Below are 17,526 nucleotides of genomic sequence, written 5' to 3' on the forward strand. Positions count from 1 at the left end.
CACTATTTGAGCCAGTGGGCTGCTAGGCGCTACAGTCGGCGCATGTCCAAGACCGCCCGCCACTACAAGATCGAGATGCTGATCCGCCAGCGTGGCCACATCAGCTTTGCCGACCTGCAGCAGGAGCTGGAGGTGTCCCGCGCCACGCTGAAGCGCGACCTCGAATACCTGCGCGACCAGCTCGGCGCGCCGATCGAATACGACCGCGACACGAATGGTTATCGCTTCGGCCGCGAGTACCGCGGCCAGAAGCATGAGCTGCCCGGCCTGTGGTTCAACGAACGCGAGCTGTACTCGCTGCTGATGGCGCACCAGCTGCTGAGCGGCCTGGACAGCGAAGGCCTGCTGAGCCGTCACCTCCAGCCGCTGCTCGACCGCATCCACGACTTGCTGGGCCCCGGCGGCGACAGCGAGACGCGGGCCTTGCGAAAGCGCGTGAAGATCATCAGTGCGCTGCGCCGCCCGGTGGCGAGTGAGTTCTTCGAACGTGTCGGCGAAGCGCTGATCCGCCGCCGCCGGCTGCACATGCGCTACCTGACGCGTGGCCGCGGCAGCACCAGCGAACGTGATGTGTCGCCGCAGCGCCTGGTGCACTACAAGAACACCTGGTACCTGGATGCCTGGTGCCACAGCCGCGAGAAGCTGCTGCGTTTTGCGCTCGACGCGATGCAGCAAGCCAGCGTGCTGGACGTGCGCGCCAAGGACGTCGCGATGAAGCAGGTGGAGGCCGAGATGGACGCGGGTTACGGCATCTACGCCGGTGGCACGCGGCAATGGGCCACCGTGCGCTTCAGCCCGCAGGCCGCGCCCTGGATCAGCCGTGAAGAATGGCATCCGGAGCAGGAAGGCCGCTGGCTCGACGACGGCAGTTACGAGCTGAAGCTGCCCTATGTCGACGAGACCGAACTGGTGATGGATGTGCTGCGCCAGGGGGAGCAGGCGCGGGTGCTCAGCCCGGCCTCGCTGGCGCAGGCCGTGCGCCAGCGGCTGGAGGCCGGTGCCCGCCAATACACCGAAACCGAGCTGGCACGATGACGCACGACATGACGCACTACACCATCGACCCCGATGTCACCACCGCCGGTACGCTGGACGCGTCGTTCTACCGTGACGAGGCGGCCTACGCACTGGCCCGCGAGCGCATCTTTGCGCGCAGCTGGCAATGGATCGGCGACACGGCCGATGTGGCGGAGCCGGGCAGCCTGTCGCCGCGCGAACTGGTCGCCGGCGGCCTGGATGAGCCGCTGTTGCTGGCCCGCGACGGCGCGGGTGTGCTGCGCTGCCTGTCCAACGTCTGCACCCACCGCGGCAACCTGCTGGTGCCCGCGCCGTGCCGCAGCGAGCAGATCCGCTGCGGCTACCACTCGCGGCGCTTCGACCTGCAGGGGCGGATGCTGTTCATGCCCGAGTTCCAGCAGGCGAAGAACTTTCCGTCGCCGAACGACAACCTGCCCGAAGTGCCCTTGGCCTTGTTCCATGACCAGGCCTTCGCCGCCGTGCAGCCGGTGGCGCCGCTGGCCGCCTTTCTCGGCGACATCGAGGCCCGGCTGCAGGGGCTGCCTTGGGACCGGCTGCAGCCCGATCCGTCGCGCAGCCGCGACTACAGCTTCGATGCGCATTGGGCGCTGTACGTCGAGAACTACCTCGAAGGCCTGCACATCCCGTTCCTGCATGCCGGGCTGATGGAGACGCTGGATTTCGGCCAGTACAGCTACGAGTTGCACCGCTACGCCAACCTGCAGCTGGCGCTGGCCAAGGACGGGGAGCCGGCGTTCGACCTGCCGCACGGTTCACCGGACCAGGGCCGGCGCATTGCCGCCTACTACTACTGGGTGTTCCCGAACCTGATGCTGAACTTCTACCCCTGGGGGCTGTCGGTGAACCTGGTGCAGCCGCTGGGGCCGATGCGCACGCGCGTGCTGTTCAGGAGTTATGTGCTGGACGCTTCGCAGCTGGGTCGCGGCGCCGGCGGCGACCTGCACCGTGTCGAGATGGAAGACGAAGCGGTGGTGCTGACGGTGCAGCGCGGCGTGCGTTCCCGCTTCTACCGCGGCGGCCGCTATTCACCGACGCGGGAGCAGGGCGTGCATCACTTCCACCGGCTGATCGCCGAGTTCATGGGCTCGGCCCCTCCAGCATGCGCCGCGCCTTGATGCGCTTGCCCTTGACCTTGCCGTTGTTCAGCGCGGCCAGCGCCTGGTCGGCAATGCCGCGCGCCACTGCCACGTAGGTCGAGAAATCGTTGACGTTGATCTTGCCGATCTGCGCACCGGGCAGCCCGGCGTCCTTGGTCAGCGCGCCCAGCACATCGCCGGGGCGGATCTTTTCCTTGCGGCCGCCGAGGATCTGCAGGCTCACCATCGGTGGCTGCAAGCGGCCGCTGTCTTTGGGTGTCAGCTCGTCGAGTGGGTGCCAGACGCTTTCCTGGCCCTGCATCTCTTCGATGCGGCCGACCCGGCCCATCTCGTCCATGCTGGCCAGGCTGAAGGCCCAGCCGTCGTCGTCGGCGCGGCCGGTGCGGCCGATGCGGTGGGTGTGGATCTCGATGTCGGGTGTGATGTCGACATTGATCACCGCTTCCAGCCCTTCGATGTCCAGGCCGCGCGCTGCGACATCGGTGGCCACCAGCACCGAGCAGCTGCGGTTGGCGAACTGGATCAGCACCTGATCGCGCTCGCGCTGTTCCAGGTCGCCGTGCAGTTCCTGCGCAACGATGCCTTGCGCGCGCAGCACCGCCACCAGGTCGCGGCATTGCTGCTTGGTGTTGCAGAAGGCCAGCGTGCTGACCGGGCGGTAATGGTTCAGCAGCAGCCCCACCGCGTGCAGGCGCTGCGCTTCGGTGACTTCGTAGAAACGCTGGCGGATCTTGTGCGCGGCATGCTGCTCGGTCAGCTTGACTTCGGCCGGGTCACGCAACAGTTTCTTCGCGAGCTGCGCGATGCCTTCCGGGTAGGTGGCCGAGAACAGCAGCGTCTGGCGCTGCGCCGGGCATTGGCGGGCGACTTGCGCGATGTCCTCGGCAAAGCCCATGTCCAGCATGCGGTCGGCTTCGTCGAGCACCAGCGTTTGCAGCGTCGACAGGTCCAGGCTCTGGCGTTCCAGGTGGTCGAGGATGCGGCCCGGCGTGCCGACCACCACATGCGCGCCGTGCGCCAGGCTGGCCAGCTGCGGCCGCATCGTGGCGCCGCCGCAGAGCGTCAGCGTCTTGATGTTGTCTTCGGCGCGGGCCAGACGGCGGATCTCCTGCGTCACCTGGTCGGCCAGTTCGCGGGTCGGGCACAGCACCAGGGCCTGCACCGCGTATTGCCGTACGTCCAGCTTGGCCAGCAAGGCCAGCGCAAACGCAGCGGTCTTGCCGCTGCCGGTCTTGGCTTGGGCGATCAGGTCGCGGCCGGCCAGCGCCAGCGGCAGGCTGGCGGCCTGGATCGGCGTCATCGTGGTGTAGCCCAGTTGCTGCAGGTTGGCCTGCATCGCGGGCGCCAGCGGCAGCTGGTCGAAGGAAAGGCTTGTCATGCCGGATTGTCGGTGATCACCGCGGCCGGTCTATGCTTGCAGCGATGAAGACGCTGTTGATCGTCTACCACACGATGACCGGTGGCACGCGCCAGATGGCCGAGGCCGCGGCGGCAGGCGCTGCTGAGGAGCAGGGCGTCACCGTGCGCTTGCAGCCGGCGGTGGAGACGCAGCCGGATGAGGTGCTGGCGGCCGATGGCTACCTGTTCGCGACGCCCGAGAACCTGGCCGCGATGTCCGGGCTGATGAAGGACTTCTTCGATCGCTGCTACTACGCGGCGCTGGACCGCATCAACGGCCGGCCCTATGCCGCGCTGGTCTGCGCCGGCAGTGATGGCAGCAATGCGGTCCGGCAGATCGAGCGCATCTGCACCGGCTGGCGGCTGAAGGCCGTGGCGCCGGCAATCATCGTCAACACCGATGCGCAGACGCCCGAGCGCATCCTGGCGCCCAAGCTGATCGCGGCGGCCGAACTGGCGCGCTGTCACGAGTTGGGCGCAGCGCTGGCCGCTGGTCTGTCGCTCGGTGTGTTTTGAATGCGCCGATCAGGCGGCTCGCCGGGCCGCCAGCAGCGTTTCCAGGCAATGCTCGCGGATGCCGTAAAAGGCCTTGACCTCGGCAATCTGCTGCAGCACCGGTTCGGCCGGCTTGGGTTGCCGGCGCTTGACGGCCAGGATCATCTTGTTCTTGTTGGTGTGTTCCAGCGAGATGAACTCGAACACCTGGGTGTCGTAGCCGCTCGCTTCGAGCAATAGCGCGCGCAGGCCGTCGGTCAGCATCTCGGCTTCCTGGCCCAGGTGCACGCCGTGCTGGAGGATGGCCCGCAAGGGGTGCGGCTGCAGCAGCTGCGGGCGGATCTGCTTGTGGCAGCAGGGCGAGCACAGGATGATGTCGGCGCCGCCGCGCAGGCCCAGGTCGATGGCGTAGTCGGTGGCCGTGTCGCAGGCGTGCAGCGCGATCATCACGTTCAGCGCCTGCGGCGTCCAGCTGCGCACGTCGCCTTGTTCGATGCGCAAGCCGTTGAGCGCCAGCTTGTCGATTGCCGCGCTGCACAGCTGGACCATGTCCGGCCGCAGCTCGACGCCGGTGACCTGGGCTTCGATGCCGCGCGCATGGCGCAGCCAGTCGTGGATCGCGAAGGTCAGGTAGCCCTTGCCGCTGCCGAAATCGACGAGGTTCAGCTGCCGGGCCTCGGCCAGCGGCGAGGCCGCCAGCGCATGGGCAAAGACCTCGATGAACTTGTTGATCTGCTTCCACTTGCGCGCCATCGCCGGTACCAGCGTGTGCAGCGCGGTGGTCACGCCCAGCTCGGCCAGGAAGGGCCGGTCCAGCGTCAACCAGCGCTGCTTTTCGCGGTTGTGGGATTGCGGCGCGCTGTCGGTCGGCGCGGTGGTGGGGGCGCTGCCGCTGCGTCGCAGCGTGGTCTGGCCGCGTTCGGAGATCATCAGCTCGGCCTGCCCGTCGTGCGTCTGCAACTGGGCGTGGCGAAAGGCCTGTGCGCCGAGCAGACTCTGCAGCAGTGCCGGGGCTTCGGCGAGCGGGTGGTTCTTCGTGATGTCCTTGGTGGCATGCCGGTAGACCAGCTGCAGGTGCGGTTCGCCGCGCAGCGGCACGCTGCGCAGTTGCACACGCTGCAGGTCAGTCTCCGGCCCGCGGTACTTGGCCAGCGTGGCCTTGACGAAGCGGCCTTCGGCCAAGCTGCTGCACAGCAGGTCGACGAAGTCGCTCAGGGCATCGGTCCGGGAGGTCATGGCGCTGCGGCTCGGGGCATGCGCCGGATTGTCGCCGGCCTCGCTACAGCACGCCGCCGATCACCCAGGCCAGCGGTGGCAGCAGGGCGCCGAGCAGCAGGAAGACCAGCGGTCCGATCGACGCCTGCGGCACCAGGAAGCCCTTGTCGGGGTGCGCCGGGTCGACATACGCGACGATGCTGGCCCCCAGCGGGTAGGCGGCCAGCAGCTCTTCGGCCGAGGCGTGGCTGGGATGGCCTTGCACGATGATCGTCGGGTGCAGCATCTCGCTCTCGTAGGCGCGGCCCTGGCAGTGGTAGCGAAAGCGCAGCTCGGGCCGGTGCGTGACGCTGTCGTCGCTGTCGCTCGGCGTGCCGCTGTGCACCTCGGAGCGCACGATGCGCGCGGGCACAGGCACGGCATGGCGCATCAGGCGGCGTTGCAGCCGCCACTGTGTGCAGCCGACGTAGAGCAGCATGAAGCCCATGCCGCCGAAGATCAGAAAGATGATGAGCTGTTGCATGGCCGGCATCGTCACAAGGAAATGTGGCTCTGCCACCTTGCTTGACCCCCTCGGGGGGCCTGACGCGAAGTGGCAGGTTTGGGGGTGCTCATGAAGCGAGCGGGCGGCCGCGCTGGTAACGGCGTTGCGCATCATGGGCGTCGGCGTCGCCGGTGGATGAGGGCAGCAGGCTGAAGCTGGCAGAGTCGGCGCCGGGCACGGGCTCGCCCTCCCAGTAGACCCGGCCGGCATCGACCGCGTAGCCGCGTTCCAGCACCTTGAACGTGGCCAGTTCCGCACCGGTCAGGCGTCGCGTGCGCACGCGCGCCGGGCCGCTGCGGCGGTAGTCCAGGTCGGCAAAGAAGGCGTGCCTGGCGTCCTTGGCGTAGTGCGGCGCCAGCACTTCGAAGCGCGACCCGTCGCTGTCGCGCACCGGTGCACGCAGGTAGTAGCCGCTGTGCTGATCGCGGGCGAAGCCGTGCTCCAGCACTTCGAAACTGGCGACGTCTCGCACGGCGAATGCTTGACCGTCGAAATACAGGTGGTGCGCGTCGCGCGCGTAGCCCTGCTCCAGCAGCCGGAAGCTCGCGGGGTCGGCGTCGGCCAGCACCTTCAGCCGGATGCGCTGGGTCGTGAAGTAGTCCTGCGAGTCGCGGTAGGTGTCGGCGTGGTAGACGCGGTGGCGGTCGCGCGCATGGTGTTCGTCCAGCGCTTCGAAGCTGGCGGCGTCGGCCTCGTCGATCGGCGCGTGGCGGTAGAAGGCCTGCGTTGCTGTCTTCGCGAAGCGGCGGTTCAGCACGCTGAGCTGGTCGACGCGGCCATCGCCCAGCGGGCGGTCCTCGAAGGCCCAGTGGCCGTCCTTGCGCTGATACGGCTCACGGCTGTCGCAGCCGCAGAGCCAGGCCAGGCCGCTCAACAGCATCAGGCCAGCAGCAAAGCGCAGCATGGGCATGCTCCCTGGGCTCAGCCGCGGGGCCACCAGCGCAGCGCCGCGGCGGCGACCAGCGCCAGCGGCGGCAGCACCACCAGCGGGACCGTTTGCTGCGCCAGCGCGCCGCGGCCGATCAGGTAGGCCAGCGCACTGACGGCGAGCAGCACGCCCGCGGCCTGCAGCGAGCGGTGCTGCGTCAGGCCATCGAAGGCCCCGGCCAGCAGGCTGGCGCCGAACACCACCAGCAGGCACAGCCACAAGGGCAGGGTCAGCAGCGCCAGCAGCACGCGCATGCTGCCGGCATTGACCTCGTGAGCCAGCACGGGCGTCGCGGCGCAGCAGATCAACGCCGCGGCGACCGCGGCTGCCAGGGACAGGCAGGGCAGTGCCATGGCCTTCAGCGTGGCTTCGGTCTCGGCCACCAGGGCGGGGCGGTTCAGCAAGCTGGGTGCGGTGTTCATGGCCGGTATCGTCTGCAGCAGCGGTTTCACCCGGGCTTCACGCACCGGGGCGCTCGGGTTTCATTGGTTGCGAGATCGGTGCACTACCATCGCGCCGAAGCGCCACCGACAACAATGAACCCTGCTCGATTCGACCGCCTGGATGCCCTGCGCGGTGCCGCCATCGTCTGGATGGCGCTGTTCCATTTCTGCTTCGATCTGAATCACTTCGGCTTGGTCAGGCCCTGGCAGAACTTCCATGCCGACCCGTTCTGGACGGTGCAGCGCACCTGCATCGTCACCTTGTTCCTGTTCTGTGCCGGCCTGGGCCAGGCGGCGGCCTTGCATGCCGGCCAGGCCTGGGGCCGCTTCTGGAAGCGCTGGCTGCAGATCTTCGATTGCGCGGTGCTGGTCTCGGCCGCTTCGGCGCTGATGTTCCCGAAGAGCTGGATCAGCTTCGGCGTGCTGCACGGCATCATCGTGATGCTGGTGCTGGTGCGGCTGATGGCGCCGCTGGGCCGCGGGCTGTGGTTCGTCGGCCTGGTGGCCTTGCTGCTGCCGCTGTTCATCGCGCATCCGTTCTTCGACAGCCGCCTGAGCAACTGGGTCGGGCTGGTGACGAAGAAGCCGATCACCGAAGACTTCGTGCCGGTGCTGCCCTGGCTGGGCGTGATGTGCTGGGGCCTGGCCAGCGGGCGCTGGCTGTTGACGCACAAGCCGGCGGCGTTGTCCGGCCGCCTGCCCGGGCCCTTGAAGCCGCTGGCGCTGTTGGGCCGCTGGTCCTTGAGTTTCTACATGGTCCATCAGCCGGTGCTGATCGGCCTGATCCTGGCCTACGTACACTGGATCGCATGAGCTCCAAGATCCTCTTCGGCTTCCACGCCGTGACCGTGCGGCTGAAGACCGCGCCCGAATCGATCGTCGACATCCAGGTCGATGCCACGCGGCGCGATGCCCGCATGCGGCAGTTCGCCGAGCGGGCCCAGGCCGCCGGCGCACGCCTGGTCGACAGCGACGATGGCCGCCTGACGCAGCTGTGCGGCAGCCCGCGCCACCAGGGCGTGGTGGCCCGCGTGAACCCGCTGCCGGCCCGCCATTCGCTCGACGACGTGCTCGACGAGGTGGAAGGTCCGCCGCTGCTGCTGGTGCTGGACGGCGTGACCGATCCGCACAACCTGGGCGCCTGCCTGCGCGTGGCCGATGGCGCCGGCACCCATGCGGTGGTCGCGCCCAAGGACCACGCGGTGGGGCTGAACGCCACGGTGGCCAAGGTGGCCAGCGGCGCGGCCGAGACCGTGCCCTACCTGATGGTGACCAACCTGGCGCGCACGCTGAATGAGCTGAAGGAGCGCGACATCCGCATCATCGGCCTGAGCGACGATGCCGAGCACACGCTGTACGACGTGGACCTGCGCGGCCCCGTGGCACTGGTGCTGGGCGCCGAGGGCCCGGGCATGCGCCAGCTGACGCGCAAGACCTGCGACGAACTGGTGCGCATCCCGATGCAGGGCGCGGTCGAGAGCCTGAACGTTTCGGTGGCCGCTGGCGTGTGCCTGTACGAGGTGCTGCGCCAACGCAAGGGATGACCCGGCACTCTTCCCAGGCCTCGATATGAGCGTGGATGCCGCCGCCCTGCAGCACGCCATTGAGCGCCTGCGGGCCGCCTCGTCGATTTGCGTGCTGAGCGGCGCCGGCATGAGTGCCGAGAGTGGCATCGCAACGTTCAGGGACGCCCTCAGCGGCCTCTGGGCGCGCTTCGACCCCGCGCAACTGGCGAGCCCGGAAGGCTTCCGCGCCGACCCGTCGCTGGTCTGGCGCTGGTACGCCGAACGCCGTGCTGCCGTGCGGGCCGCGCAGCCGAATGCCGGTCACCACGCGCTGGCAGCCTTCGCGAAACGCCACCCCGGCCGCTTGACGCTGGTCAGCCAGAACGTCGACGACCTGCACCAGCGCGCCGGCAACGTCGACACGATCCGCCTGCACGGCGACATGCTCGAAGACCAGTGGCTCGACGCCTGTCCACGCGCGATGAGCTGCGACACGGCATGGGCTGCACCGACTGTGCCGCCGCGCTGCGAGGCGTGCGGCAACCTGGTGCGTCCTGGTGTCGTGTGGTTCGGAGAGGCCTTGCCCTTTGTTGCGCTGCAGGCCGCAGAGCAGGCGGCGCGCAGCTGCCAGGCGATGCTGGTGGTCGGCACCTCAGGCGTCGTCTGGCCGGCCGCCGGCCTGGCCGCCCAGGCGCGCCGGGCCGGCGCCTTCGTGATCATCGTGAACCCGGACGCCAGCGACATCGACGGCGATGCGCAACTGCATCTGCCGGACACGGCGGCCCGGTTGCTGCCGCTGCTGCTGGACTCGCTGTAGCGGCGGTCATCACCGGCGGCGGGCCGCTGGCTACACTGGCATGCATCGCTGCCGACTGAGACCACCATGCCCGTCATCGCCGTGTCCCACCCGCTGGTTCGCCACAAGATCGGCCTGCTGCGCGAGGACCAGATCTCGACCAAGAAGTTTCGCGAGCTGACGCATGAGCTGGCCCGCCTGCTGGCCTACGAAGCCACCGCCGATTTCCCGATCGAGACGACGACGATCCAGTGCTGGAGCGGACCGGTCGAGATCGAGCAGATCGCCGGCCGCAAGGTGACCATCGTGCCAATCCTGCGTGCCGGCCTGGGCATGCTGGACGGCGTGCTGGACCTGGTGCCCAACGCCAAGATCAGCGTCGTCGGCCTGTCGCGCGACCATGAAACCCTGCAGCCGGTGCACTACTTCGAAAAGTTCGTCGGCCACCTCGAGGAACGCACCGCGATCATCGTCGACCCGATGCTGGCCACCGCCGGCTCGCTGATCGCCACCGTCGACCTGCTGAAGAAGCGTGGCTGCCAGGACATCCGTGCGCTGGTGCTAGTGGCCGCGCCCGAAGGCATTGCCGCACTCGAAAAGGCCCATCCCGACGTGCGCTGCTGGACCGCGGCGATCGACAGCCACCTGAACGAGATTGGCTACATCATCCCGGGCCTCGGCGACGCCGGTGACAAGATTTTTGGAACGAAGGAAGACTGACGATCCAGGCGGCCTCAGGCCGCGAGCAGCCGCGCAATTTCGCCGGCGGCGGCCTGCAGCTTCGGCAGCAACTGCTCGCGCATCATCGCCGGCGGCGTGCGGTTGGCCTGGCCGCTGATGTTCAGCGCCGCTACCGCGCGGCCGCTGCGGTCGCGGATGGCCACCGCCATCGACACCAAGCCTTCTTCGAGTTCCTGGTCGACCAGGCTGTAACCCTCGCGCCGCACGGCGTCGATGCTGGCGGCAATGGCCTGGGCATCGGTCAGCGTGTGCGAGGTCAGCGCTTGCGGCGGGCGCAGCGCCAGACGGCGTTCGCGCTCTTCTTGCCCCAGGTCGGCCAGCAGCACGCGGCCCATCGAGGTGCAGTAGGCCGGCAGCCGGCTGCCGATGCCGAGGTTGATGCTCATGATCTTGTGGGTCGGCACGCGCAGCACGTAGACGATGTCCGGCCCATCCAGCACCGCGGCCGAGCAGGACTCGTGCACCTCGGCCACCAGCGCCTGCATCACCGGCTCGGCACGCTGCCACAGCGGCAGCGAGGACAGATAGGCGAACCCCAGGTCCAGGATCTTTGGCGTCAGCCGGAACAGCCGGCCTTCGGATTCGACATAGCCCAGCGTCTGCAGCGTCAGCAGGATGCGGCGCGCGCCGGCGCGCGTGAGGCCGGCGCGCTGTGCCACCTCGCTCAGCGTCTGCGCCGGCGCTTCGGCGCTGAAGCTGCGGATCACCGCCAGGCCCCGCGCGAAGGACTGCACGTAGCCGTCGCCGGGCGGGATGGAGGGGGCGGGCAGGGGGGTGGGGTTCATCGGCGCGGCGATTATCGATTCCGACGACGACGTCCCGCTGCGCCGGCGGATTCGGTACCATCGCGGCCGTTTTCATTGCGCAGATCACAGGAGCGTCGTCATCATGGCCATGGATGTGGTGGACTATCAAATCAAGGGCTCGGAAATGCAGTTCGTCGAGGTCGAGCTCGACCCCGGCGAGGCGGCAGTCGGCGAGGCCGGCAGCCTGTTCTTCATGGATGCCGGCGTCGGCATGGACACGGTGTTCGGCGATGGCTCGGCCAGTCAGGGCGGCTTCTTCGGCAAGATCCTGGGCGCCGGCAAGCGCCTGATCACCGGCGAATCGCTGTTCACCACGGTCTACACCAACAACGCCAGCCAGAAGCAGACCGTCGCCTTCGGTGCGCCGTACCCCGGCAAGATCCTGCCGATGGACCTGCGCCAGCTGGGCGGCATGCTGATCTGCCAGAAGGACGCCTTCCTCTGCGCGGCACGCGGCGTTTCACTGGGCATCGCGCTGCAGCGCAAGCTGTCGGTCGGCTTCTTCGGCGGCGAAGGCTTCATCATGCAAAAGCTCGAAGGCGACGGCCTGGCCTTCGTGCATGCTGGCGGCACCTGCGTCAAGCGCGAGTTGCTGCCCGGCCAGACGCTGATGGTCGACACCGGCTGCGTGGTGGCCTACACGCCCAACGTCAATTTCGAGATCCAGTACGTCGGCAAGATCAAGACGGCGCTGTTCGGCGGCGAAGGCCTGTTCTTCGCCAAGATGACCGGGCCGGGCACGATCTGGCTGCAGAGCCTGCCGTTCTCTCGCCTGGCCAGCCGGATCTTCGCCGCGGCGCCACAGGGCGGCGGTGGCGGCAAGGAAGAGGGCTCGATCCTCGGCGGCGTGGTCGGCGGCGGCTTGTTGGGCGGCATCCTCGGCGGCGGCGACGACGATTGAGCGGCCGCAAGGCCATGCCCTCGACAGCCGGGGCAGGGCACCTACACTAGCAGGTTGCCCCGCCCCCTGTCCGCCTCGCCTGGTTCCGTGCCGATGTTTCCACTTGCTCCGCGGCGCCGTGCCGCCGTCCTGGCGCTGACCGCCGCGCTGTTGCCTGCCCTGATGCTGGTGCCCGGCGCCGCGCAGGCCAACCCGCCGCCGCGCCCGATCTTCGTGCTGAATTCGCTCGATGCCAGCATCAGCGTGATCGACCCGGTGAGCTTCACCGAGCGCAAGCGCATCGCCACCGGCAAGGAGCCGCACCACCTGTACCTGACGCCGGATGAAAAAAGCCTGCTGGTGGCCAATGCGCTGAGCGATTCGCTGACCTTCATTGATCCGGTCACCGCCGAGGTGCAGCGCACGCTGTACGACATCGCCGACCCCTACCACTTGCGCTTCTCGCCGGACATGAAGTGGTTTGTCACGGCGGCCAATCGGCTGGACCATGTCGATCTGTACCGCTGGCAGCCGCAGGATCCGGCCACGCCGATGAAGCTGGTCAAGCGCATCCCGGCGCCCAAGACGCCCAGCCACCTGTACATCGACACCAAGAGCACGGTGGTCTATGTCTCGCTGCAGGACAGCGACGAACTGATGGCCATCGACCTGGTCACCCAGGCGCCGCGCTGGAAGATCAAGGTCGGCAAGCTGCCGGCCGATGTCTATGTGACGCCGGACGACAAGCGCCTGTTCGTCGGCCTCACCGGCGACAAGTACGTCGAGGTCTACGACGTCTCCGGCGCCCAGCCGCACCTGCTGCAGCGCATCCTCACCGGCGACGGCGCGCATGCCTTCCGCGGCAAGGGCGACGGTAGGCAGCTGTTCGTCAGCAACCGGGTGGCCAACACCATCAGCGTGATCGACACGCAGACGCTGGCCGTGACCGCGCAGCTGCCGGGCCCGGGCGGGCCGGACTGCATGGACTTGCTGGCCGACGGCAAGACGCTGCTGGTGACCTCGCGCTGGGCGCGCAAGCTGAGCTTCGTCGACATCGACAGCCGCAAGCTGCTGCGCCAGGTTCCCGTGGGCCGCTCGCCGCATGGCGTGTGGACGCTGGATCATGCGCCGCGTCGTTAGCCTGTTAGCCGGCATTGTGCTGGCCGGCCTGTCTGCGGTGCAGGCCGCGGGTTCCTGCGATCAACCCGTCTACCTCAGCTTTGACACCGGCCACATGGGCGTGGCGCCGCTGGTGGCCGAGGTGCTGAAGCGCCAGCAGGTCAAGGTCACCTTCTTCCTGGCCAACGAACGCACGCTGGAGGGTGGCGACAGCCTCGATGAACACTGGGCGCCGTGGTGGCGCGAGCGAGCTGCCGAAGGCCATGCCTTCGGCTCGCACACCTGGGATCACGCGCAGTGGCTGGCCGATCGCGCCGACGGCAGCTTCGCACTGCGGCCCTCGATGGGCGCGCAGGCCGGCAAGACGATAACGATGACGGCAGCGCAGTACTGCGCCGACCTTCAGCGCCCGGCCGATCGCTTCAAGGCGATGACCGGGCAGGCCATGCTGCCGCTCTTTCGCGCCCCGGGCGGCAAGACCTCGCCGGCGCTGCTGAAGGCGGCGCAAGCCTGCGGCTGGACGCATGTGGGCTGGTCCGCTGCGGGCTTCCTCGGCGACGAATTGCCGAGTGAGCGCTTCCCGAGTCAGCAACTGCTGGAGAAGGCGCTGACCAGCATCCGCCGCGGCGACATCCTGCTGGCGCACCTGGGCATCTGGTCGCGCCACGACCCCTGGGCGCCGGCCGTGCTGGAGCCCTTGATCGCCGGCCTGAAGGCCAAGGGCTTCTGTTTCGCGACGCTGCGTGAGCATCCGCAGTACGGTGTGCGAGTGGGCGCCTTGCGATGAGTCTTTCCCCGCTGGACTGGTTCGGCGACCTGCAGCAGGCGCTGTTCGAAGGCGTCGTGCAGCCGGTGATGTTCGAGACCGGCCTGGGCAACCTGCTGGAAGACGGCTTCGATGCCACTGGTTGGCTGCTGGTCGGCCTGATCCAGATCGCCGTGATGCTGACGCTGATGCGGGCGCTCGAGCGCTGGCGGCCGGCCGAGGCGGTGACCGATCGCGCCGCGGTGCGCACCGATGTGCTGTACACGCTGATCCACCGGCTGGGCCTGTTCCGCGTGCTGCTGTTCTTCAGCATCGACCCGCTCTGGGACGCGCTGGTCGGCCAGGCCCGGCTGCAGGGCTGGTCGGGCCTGGACCTCGACCGCCTGTGGCCCGGTGTCACCGACATCGCCGTGCTGAGCTTCGTGCTGTACCTGCTGCTGTTCGACTTGGTCGACTACGGCTTCCACCGCGCCCAGCACCACTTCCACTGGTGGTGGCAGCTGCATGCACTGCACCACAGCCAGCGCCAGATGACGCTGTGGTCCGACAACCGCAACCACCTGCTCGACGACCTGCTGCGCGACAGCCTGTTCGTGCTGGTCGCGCAGCTGATCGGCGTGCCGCCAGGACAGTTTGTCGCGCTGGTGGCGGTGACGCAGTTGATCGAGAGTCTGTCGCATGCCAACGTGAAGCTGGATTTCGGACGCTTGGGCAGCCGGCTGCTGGTCAGCCCGCGCTACCACCGGCTGCACCATGGCATCGGCGTGGGGCATGAATCGCAAGGGCAGGGCACGCTGGGCGGCCACAACTTCGCGGTGCTGTTCCCGGTGTGGGACCTGCTGTTCGGCACGGCGCGCTACGACGGGCTGGACCACCCCACCGGCATCCGCGATCAGTTGCCCGACCAAGGCGGGCGCGACTACGGGCGCGGCTTCTGGTCGCAGCAGTGGCTGGGCCTGAAGCGTCTGGCGCGCCGGGCCTGACGTATTCTTCGGCCGATATGAAACCCCTGCTCGACGCCTTTTGGCGTGCCGCGGCCTACTGCCTGCATCCCAAGGTGATCGGCCTGTCCTTGTTGCCGCTGGCGCTGAGCGCCGGTCTGCTGTTCGGCCTGGGCTGGTTCTTCTGGGAGCCGGCCATCGATGCCGTGCGTGCCGGGCTGGAGAACACGCAGTACGTGGATGCGGCGCTGCGCTGGGCCGAAGACATCGTCGGCGCCCGCCTGCGCGTGGTGGTCGTGCCACTGATCGTGCTGCTGGTGACGGTGCCGCTGACCATCGTGCTGTCGCTGCTGCTGGTGGCGTTGCTGATGACGCCGGCGATGGTGACGCTGGTCGCCACACGCCGTTTCCCGACGCTGGAACGCAAGCACGGCGCCGGCCTGCTGCGCGGCCTGCTGTGGTCGCTGGCCTGCACGGGGGCAGCGCTGGTGGCTTTGCTGATCAGCCTGCCGCTGTGGTTCATCCCGCCGCTGGCGCTGCTGCTGCCGCCGCTGATCTGGGGCTGGCTGACCTACCGCGTGATGAGCTTCGACGTCTGGGCCGAACATGCCAGCGGCACCGAGCGCCGCACGCTGATGCAGCGCCACCGCGGCCAGTTGCTGGCCATCGGCATCGTCACCGGCTACCTGGGCGCGGCGCCGACGCTGCTGTTCGCCTTCAGCGCCTTCACGCTGGTGATGCTGCCCTTCCTGGCGCCGATCGCGGTGTGGCTCTACACGCTGATCTTCGCGTTCAGCTCGCTGTGGTTCACCCACTACTGCCTGTCGGCGCTGGCGGTGCTGCGAGCCGAGAGCGCCGCCGCGGCGGTGCCGCCGATGGGCGAGGTGATCGAGGCCCTGCCGCCGCCGGAAACCGGCCTGACGCCGCTGCCACGGGGCCCCATCGCATGAAGCACTTCGGCCTGATCATCATCGGCGACGAGATCCTGTCCGGCAAGCGCCAGGACAAGCACATGGCCAAGGTCATCGAGCTGCTGGCCGCGCGCGGCCTGGCGCTGGCCTGGGCGCGATACGTCGGCGATCGGCGCGACCACATCACCGCGGCGCTGCGCGACGCCTTCAGCGGCGACGACATCGTCTTCAGCTGCGGCGGCATTGGCGCCACGCCCGACGACCACACCCGGCAGTGTGCTGCCGCCGCGCTGCAGCGGCCGCTGGTGCTGCATCCGCTGGCGCGCGAGCTGATCCTGGAACGCATGCGGGACGTGGCGCGTGAGCAAGGCAAGCCCTACGAGCCCGAACGTGCCGACAACCAGCATCGCCTGAACATGGGCATGTTCCCGCAGGGCGCCGAGCTGATTGCCAACCCGTACAACAAGATCCCCGGCTTTTCGGTCGGCGACGTGCACTTCGTGCCGGGCTTCCCGGTGATGGCCCATCCGATGATCGAAGCGCTGCTCGACGGCCGCTATGCAGCCCTGCACGGCAGCCACCGGCAGGCCGAGCACTCGGTGATCGTGATGGGCTCGATGGAGGCCAGCTTGACGCCGCTGATGGAGGCCATCGAAGCCGACCATCCCGGCGTGCGCGTGTTCAGCCTGCCCAGCGTGGACCATCCGGTCTACGGCCGGCACATCGAACTGGGCGTCAAGGGCGCGCCGGACGTGATGCCGGCCGCCTTCGAGGCGCTGCGCCGCGGCCTGTCGGTCTTGGGGGTGGCGTTGGGCCCTGAAGTGGTGCGCTAGAACCGCTCCAAAGTGGGGCCTGACGCGGCATCATGTTGGTGCGTTGCCTGGTCCGGGCAGGCGCTGCCGCGGGGTCGGCGGCCTGCCAGAACTGGGCATGCTTTCTGCTACATTCCAGTGCGCTTTCGAGGGGGTCCCACCTCTCAAGAACAAAGCCTGCGCACTCCCCATCCACCCACCCCAGTTACACGCGTCCTGCTAGGAGATTCTTGATGGCCAAGACCGTCGCCGACGTGATGTCGATGGTGAAGGAAAACGAAGTCAAGTTCGTTGACTTCCGTTTCACCGACACCCGCGGCAAGGAACAACATGTGTCCGTGCCCGTTTCCCATTTCGATGAAGACAAGTTCACGTCAGGTCATGCCTTCGACGGTTCTTCGATTGCCGGCTGGAAGGGCATCGAAGCTTCGGACATGCAGCTCATGCCCGACCCCAACACCGCCAACATCGACCCGTTCTTCGAAGAACCCACACTGATCCTGACCTGCGACGTGGTCGAGCCCTCGGACGGCAAGCCGTATGAGCGCGACCCGCGCTCGCTGGCCAAGCGTGCCGAGGCCTACATGAAGGCTTCGGGCCTGGGCGACACGGCCTTTTTCGGTCCCGAGCCGGAATTCTTCGTGTTCGACAGCGTGCGCTGGGGCAACGACATGTCCGGCTGCTTCTCGAAGATCGAGTCCGAGGAAGCTGCCTGGAACACCGGCAAGGAATACGAGCACGGCAATTCCGGCTACCGCCCGAGCGTCAAGGGTGGCTACTTCCCGACGCCGCCGGTCGACAGCTTCCAGGACATGCGCTCGGAGATGTGCCTGATCCTCGAATCGCTGGGCATTCCCTGCGAAGTGCATCACCACGAGGTCGCCAACGCCGGCCAGATGGAGATCGGCACCAAGTTCAGCACGCTGCTGCAGCGCGCCGACTGGGTCCAACTGCAGAAGTACGTGATCCAGAACGTCGCCCATGCCTATGGCAAGACGGCGACCTTCATGCCCAAGCCCATCGTTGGCGACAACGGCTCGGGCATGCACGTGCACCAGTCGGTCTGGAAGGACGGCAAGAACCTGTTCGCC

Annotated in this window: 20 protein-coding genes; 14 read left to right on the forward strand and 6 right to left on the reverse strand. The window is 68.0% G+C overall.

Annotated elements, in window-relative coordinates; all coding sequences use genetic code 11:
• The first annotated feature begins 42 nt into the window (after nt 1-42).
• Both VLK61_RS13410 and VLK61_RS13415 read left to right on the forward strand, forming a co-directional pair.
• Nucleotides 43-1,035 (forward strand): helix-turn-helix transcriptional regulator, encoded by a 993-nt coding sequence (locus tag VLK61_RS13410; RefSeq protein WP_325421954.1) that lies wholly within the window; start codon nt 43-45, stop codon nt 1,033-1,035.
• On the forward strand, nt 1,032-2,153 hold the full coding sequence (locus VLK61_RS13415; RefSeq protein WP_325421956.1) for an aromatic ring-hydroxylating oxygenase subunit alpha: 1,122 nt from the start codon (nt 1,032-1,034) through the stop codon (nt 2,151-2,153). The genes VLK61_RS13410 and VLK61_RS13415 overlap by 4 nt, the downstream gene beginning before the upstream one ends.
• Here the strand turns inward: VLK61_RS13415 and dbpA are convergent.
• Nucleotides 2,116-3,513 (reverse strand): ATP-dependent RNA helicase DbpA, encoded by a 1,398-nt coding sequence (gene dbpA, locus VLK61_RS13420; RefSeq protein ID WP_325421958.1) that lies wholly within the window; start codon nt 3,511-3,513, stop codon nt 2,116-2,118. The genes VLK61_RS13415 and dbpA overlap by 38 nt on opposite strands.
• A gap of 44 nt (nt 3,514-3,557) precedes the next feature.
• On the opposite strand from dbpA, the gene VLK61_RS13425 reads away from it, so the two are divergent.
• Nucleotides 3,558-4,049, forward strand: coding sequence for an NAD(P)H-dependent oxidoreductase (locus VLK61_RS13425; RefSeq protein WP_325421960.1), 492 nt, complete (start codon nt 3,558-3,560; stop codon nt 4,047-4,049).
• A 9-nt stretch (nt 4,050-4,058) separates the two neighbouring features.
• Here VLK61_RS13425 and VLK61_RS13430 read toward each other — a convergent pair whose 3' ends face one another.
• From VLK61_RS13430 to VLK61_RS13445, 4 genes are all read right to left on the reverse strand, one after another.
• A complete protein-coding gene (locus VLK61_RS13430) occupies nt 4,059-5,264 on the reverse strand; it encodes a class I SAM-dependent methyltransferase (RefSeq protein ID WP_325421962.1) in 1,206 nt (401 codons plus the stop codon).
• Between the two features lie 43 nt (nt 5,265-5,307).
• Nucleotides 5,308-5,766, reverse strand: a complete 459-nt coding sequence (locus VLK61_RS13435; RefSeq protein ID WP_325421964.1) for a DUF3592 domain-containing protein — start codon at nt 5,764-5,766, stop codon at nt 5,308-5,310.
• A gap of 88 nt (nt 5,767-5,854) precedes the next feature.
• Nucleotides 5,855-6,691, reverse strand: a complete 837-nt coding sequence (locus VLK61_RS13440) for a DKNYY domain-containing protein (RefSeq protein ID WP_325421966.1) — start codon at nt 6,689-6,691, stop codon at nt 5,855-5,857.
• Between the two features lie 17 nt (nt 6,692-6,708).
• Nucleotides 6,709-7,137, reverse strand: coding sequence for a hypothetical protein (locus tag VLK61_RS13445; RefSeq protein ID WP_325421968.1), 429 nt, complete (start codon nt 7,135-7,137; stop codon nt 6,709-6,711).
• A 114-nt stretch (nt 7,138-7,251) separates the two neighbouring features.
• Here VLK61_RS13445 and VLK61_RS13450 point away from each other — a divergent pair, with 114 nt between their 5' ends.
• From VLK61_RS13450 to upp, 4 genes are all read left to right on the forward strand, one after another.
• Nucleotides 7,252-7,971: a DUF1624 domain-containing protein gene (locus VLK61_RS13450; RefSeq protein WP_325421970.1), complete on the forward strand. Its 720-nt coding sequence runs from the start codon at nt 7,252-7,254 to the stop codon at nt 7,969-7,971.
• Nucleotides 7,968-8,702, forward strand: coding sequence for a 23S rRNA (guanosine(2251)-2'-O)-methyltransferase RlmB (gene rlmB, locus VLK61_RS13455; protein ID WP_325421972.1), 735 nt, complete (start codon nt 7,968-7,970; stop codon nt 8,700-8,702). Before VLK61_RS13450 ends, rlmB begins: the two co-directional genes overlap by 4 nt.
• Before the next feature lie 25 nt (nt 8,703-8,727).
• Nucleotides 8,728-9,480 (forward strand): SIR2 family NAD-dependent protein deacylase, encoded by a 753-nt coding sequence (locus VLK61_RS13460; RefSeq protein ID WP_325421974.1) that lies wholly within the window; start codon nt 8,728-8,730, stop codon nt 9,478-9,480.
• A 66-nt stretch (nt 9,481-9,546) separates the two neighbouring features.
• Nucleotides 9,547-10,179 carry a uracil phosphoribosyltransferase gene (upp, locus tag VLK61_RS13465; protein WP_325421976.1) on the forward strand — a complete coding sequence of 211 codons (633 nt, stop codon included), beginning with the start codon at nt 9,547-9,549 and terminating at the stop codon, nt 10,177-10,179.
• 14 nt (nt 10,180-10,193) lie between these two features.
• Here upp and VLK61_RS13470 read toward each other — a convergent pair whose 3' ends face one another.
• A complete protein-coding gene (locus VLK61_RS13470; protein ID WP_325421978.1) occupies nt 10,194-10,985 on the reverse strand; it encodes an IclR family transcriptional regulator domain-containing protein in 792 nt (263 codons plus the stop codon).
• Nucleotides 10,986-11,088: 103 nt separating this feature from the next.
• On the opposite strand from VLK61_RS13470, the gene VLK61_RS13475 reads away from it, so the two are divergent.
• From VLK61_RS13475 to VLK61_RS13505, 7 genes are all read left to right on the forward strand, one after another.
• On the forward strand, nt 11,089-11,907 hold the full coding sequence (locus tag VLK61_RS13475) for a TIGR00266 family protein (protein WP_325421980.1): 819 nt from the start codon (nt 11,089-11,091) through the stop codon (nt 11,905-11,907).
• A 162-nt stretch (nt 11,908-12,069) separates the two neighbouring features.
• Complete coding sequence (locus VLK61_RS13480) at nt 12,070-13,026, forward strand: YncE family protein (RefSeq protein ID WP_325421995.1); 957 nt, start codon at nt 12,070-12,072, stop codon at nt 13,024-13,026.
• The gene (locus VLK61_RS13485; RefSeq protein WP_325421982.1) at nt 13,010-13,792 is read left to right on the forward strand and encodes a polysaccharide deacetylase family protein; all 783 of its coding nucleotides are present in this window, start codon (nt 13,010-13,012) and stop codon (nt 13,790-13,792) included. The genes VLK61_RS13480 and VLK61_RS13485 overlap by 17 nt, the downstream gene beginning before the upstream one ends.
• Nucleotides 13,789-14,754 carry a sterol desaturase family protein gene (locus tag VLK61_RS13490; protein WP_325421984.1) on the forward strand — a complete coding sequence of 322 codons (966 nt, stop codon included), beginning with the start codon at nt 13,789-13,791 and terminating at the stop codon, nt 14,752-14,754. Before VLK61_RS13485 ends, VLK61_RS13490 begins: the two co-directional genes overlap by 4 nt.
• Nucleotides 14,755-14,771: 17 nt before the next feature.
• Nucleotides 14,772-15,662, forward strand: coding sequence for an EI24 domain-containing protein (locus VLK61_RS13495; RefSeq protein ID WP_325421986.1), 891 nt, complete (start codon nt 14,772-14,774; stop codon nt 15,660-15,662).
• A complete protein-coding gene (locus VLK61_RS13500; RefSeq protein WP_325421988.1) occupies nt 15,659-16,456 on the forward strand; it encodes a competence/damage-inducible protein A in 798 nt (265 codons plus the stop codon). The genes VLK61_RS13495 and VLK61_RS13500 overlap by 4 nt, the downstream gene beginning before the upstream one ends.
• Nucleotides 16,457-16,668: 212 nt before the next feature.
• The coding region (locus tag VLK61_RS13505; RefSeq protein WP_325421990.1) for a glutamine synthetase beta-grasp domain-containing protein at nt 16,669-17,526 on the forward strand (858 nt) is incomplete at its 3' end.

Origin of the sequence: Aquabacterium sp., from assembly GCF_035476535.1 — a bacterium.
Classification (GTDB): Bacteria; Pseudomonadota; Gammaproteobacteria; order Burkholderiales; family Burkholderiaceae_C; genus Pseudaquabacterium.

Excerpts from the sequence above, each read along its gene's own strand:
- VLK61_RS13410 (WP_325421954.1), top strand. The coding sequence starts at position 43 with ATGTCCAAGACCGCCCGCCACTACAAGATCGAGATGCTGATCCGCCAG.
- VLK61_RS13415 (WP_325421956.1), top strand. The coding sequence starts at position 1,032 with ATGACGCACGACATGACGCACTACACCATCGACCCCGATGTCACCACC.
- dbpA (WP_325421958.1), bottom strand. The coding sequence starts at position 3,513 with ATGACAAGCCTTTCCTTCGACCAGCTGCCGCTGGCGCCCGCGATGCAG.
- VLK61_RS13425 (WP_325421960.1), top strand. The coding sequence starts at position 3,558 with ATGAAGACGCTGTTGATCGTCTACCACACGATGACCGGTGGCACGCGC.
- VLK61_RS13430 (WP_325421962.1), bottom strand. The coding sequence starts at position 5,264 with ATGACCTCCCGGACCGATGCCCTGAGCGACTTCGTCGACCTGCTGTGC.
- VLK61_RS13435 (WP_325421964.1), bottom strand. The coding sequence starts at position 5,766 with ATGCAACAGCTCATCATCTTTCTGATCTTCGGCGGCATGGGCTTCATG.
- VLK61_RS13440 (WP_325421966.1), bottom strand. The coding sequence starts at position 6,691 with ATGCTGCGCTTTGCTGCTGGCCTGATGCTGTTGAGCGGCCTGGCCTGG.
- VLK61_RS13445 (WP_325421968.1), bottom strand. The coding sequence starts at position 7,137 with ATGAACACCGCACCCAGCTTGCTGAACCGCCCCGCCCTGGTGGCCGAG.
- VLK61_RS13450 (WP_325421970.1), top strand. The coding sequence starts at position 7,252 with ATGAACCCTGCTCGATTCGACCGCCTGGATGCCCTGCGCGGTGCCGCC.
- rlmB (WP_325421972.1), top strand. The coding sequence starts at position 7,968 with ATGAGCTCCAAGATCCTCTTCGGCTTCCACGCCGTGACCGTGCGGCTG.
- VLK61_RS13460 (WP_325421974.1), top strand. The coding sequence starts at position 8,728 with ATGAGCGTGGATGCCGCCGCCCTGCAGCACGCCATTGAGCGCCTGCGG.
- upp (WP_325421976.1), top strand. The coding sequence starts at position 9,547 with ATGCCCGTCATCGCCGTGTCCCACCCGCTGGTTCGCCACAAGATCGGC.
- VLK61_RS13470 (WP_325421978.1), bottom strand. The coding sequence starts at position 10,985 with ATGAACCCCACCCCCCTGCCCGCCCCCTCCATCCCGCCCGGCGACGGC.
- VLK61_RS13475 (WP_325421980.1), top strand. The coding sequence starts at position 11,089 with ATGGCCATGGATGTGGTGGACTATCAAATCAAGGGCTCGGAAATGCAG.
- VLK61_RS13480 (WP_325421995.1), top strand. The coding sequence starts at position 12,070 with ATGCTGGTGCCCGGCGCCGCGCAGGCCAACCCGCCGCCGCGCCCGATC.
- VLK61_RS13485 (WP_325421982.1), top strand. The coding sequence starts at position 13,010 with ATGCGCCGCGTCGTTAGCCTGTTAGCCGGCATTGTGCTGGCCGGCCTG.
- VLK61_RS13490 (WP_325421984.1), top strand. The coding sequence starts at position 13,789 with ATGAGTCTTTCCCCGCTGGACTGGTTCGGCGACCTGCAGCAGGCGCTG.
- VLK61_RS13495 (WP_325421986.1), top strand. The coding sequence starts at position 14,772 with ATGAAACCCCTGCTCGACGCCTTTTGGCGTGCCGCGGCCTACTGCCTG.
- VLK61_RS13500 (WP_325421988.1), top strand. The coding sequence starts at position 15,659 with ATGAAGCACTTCGGCCTGATCATCATCGGCGACGAGATCCTGTCCGGC.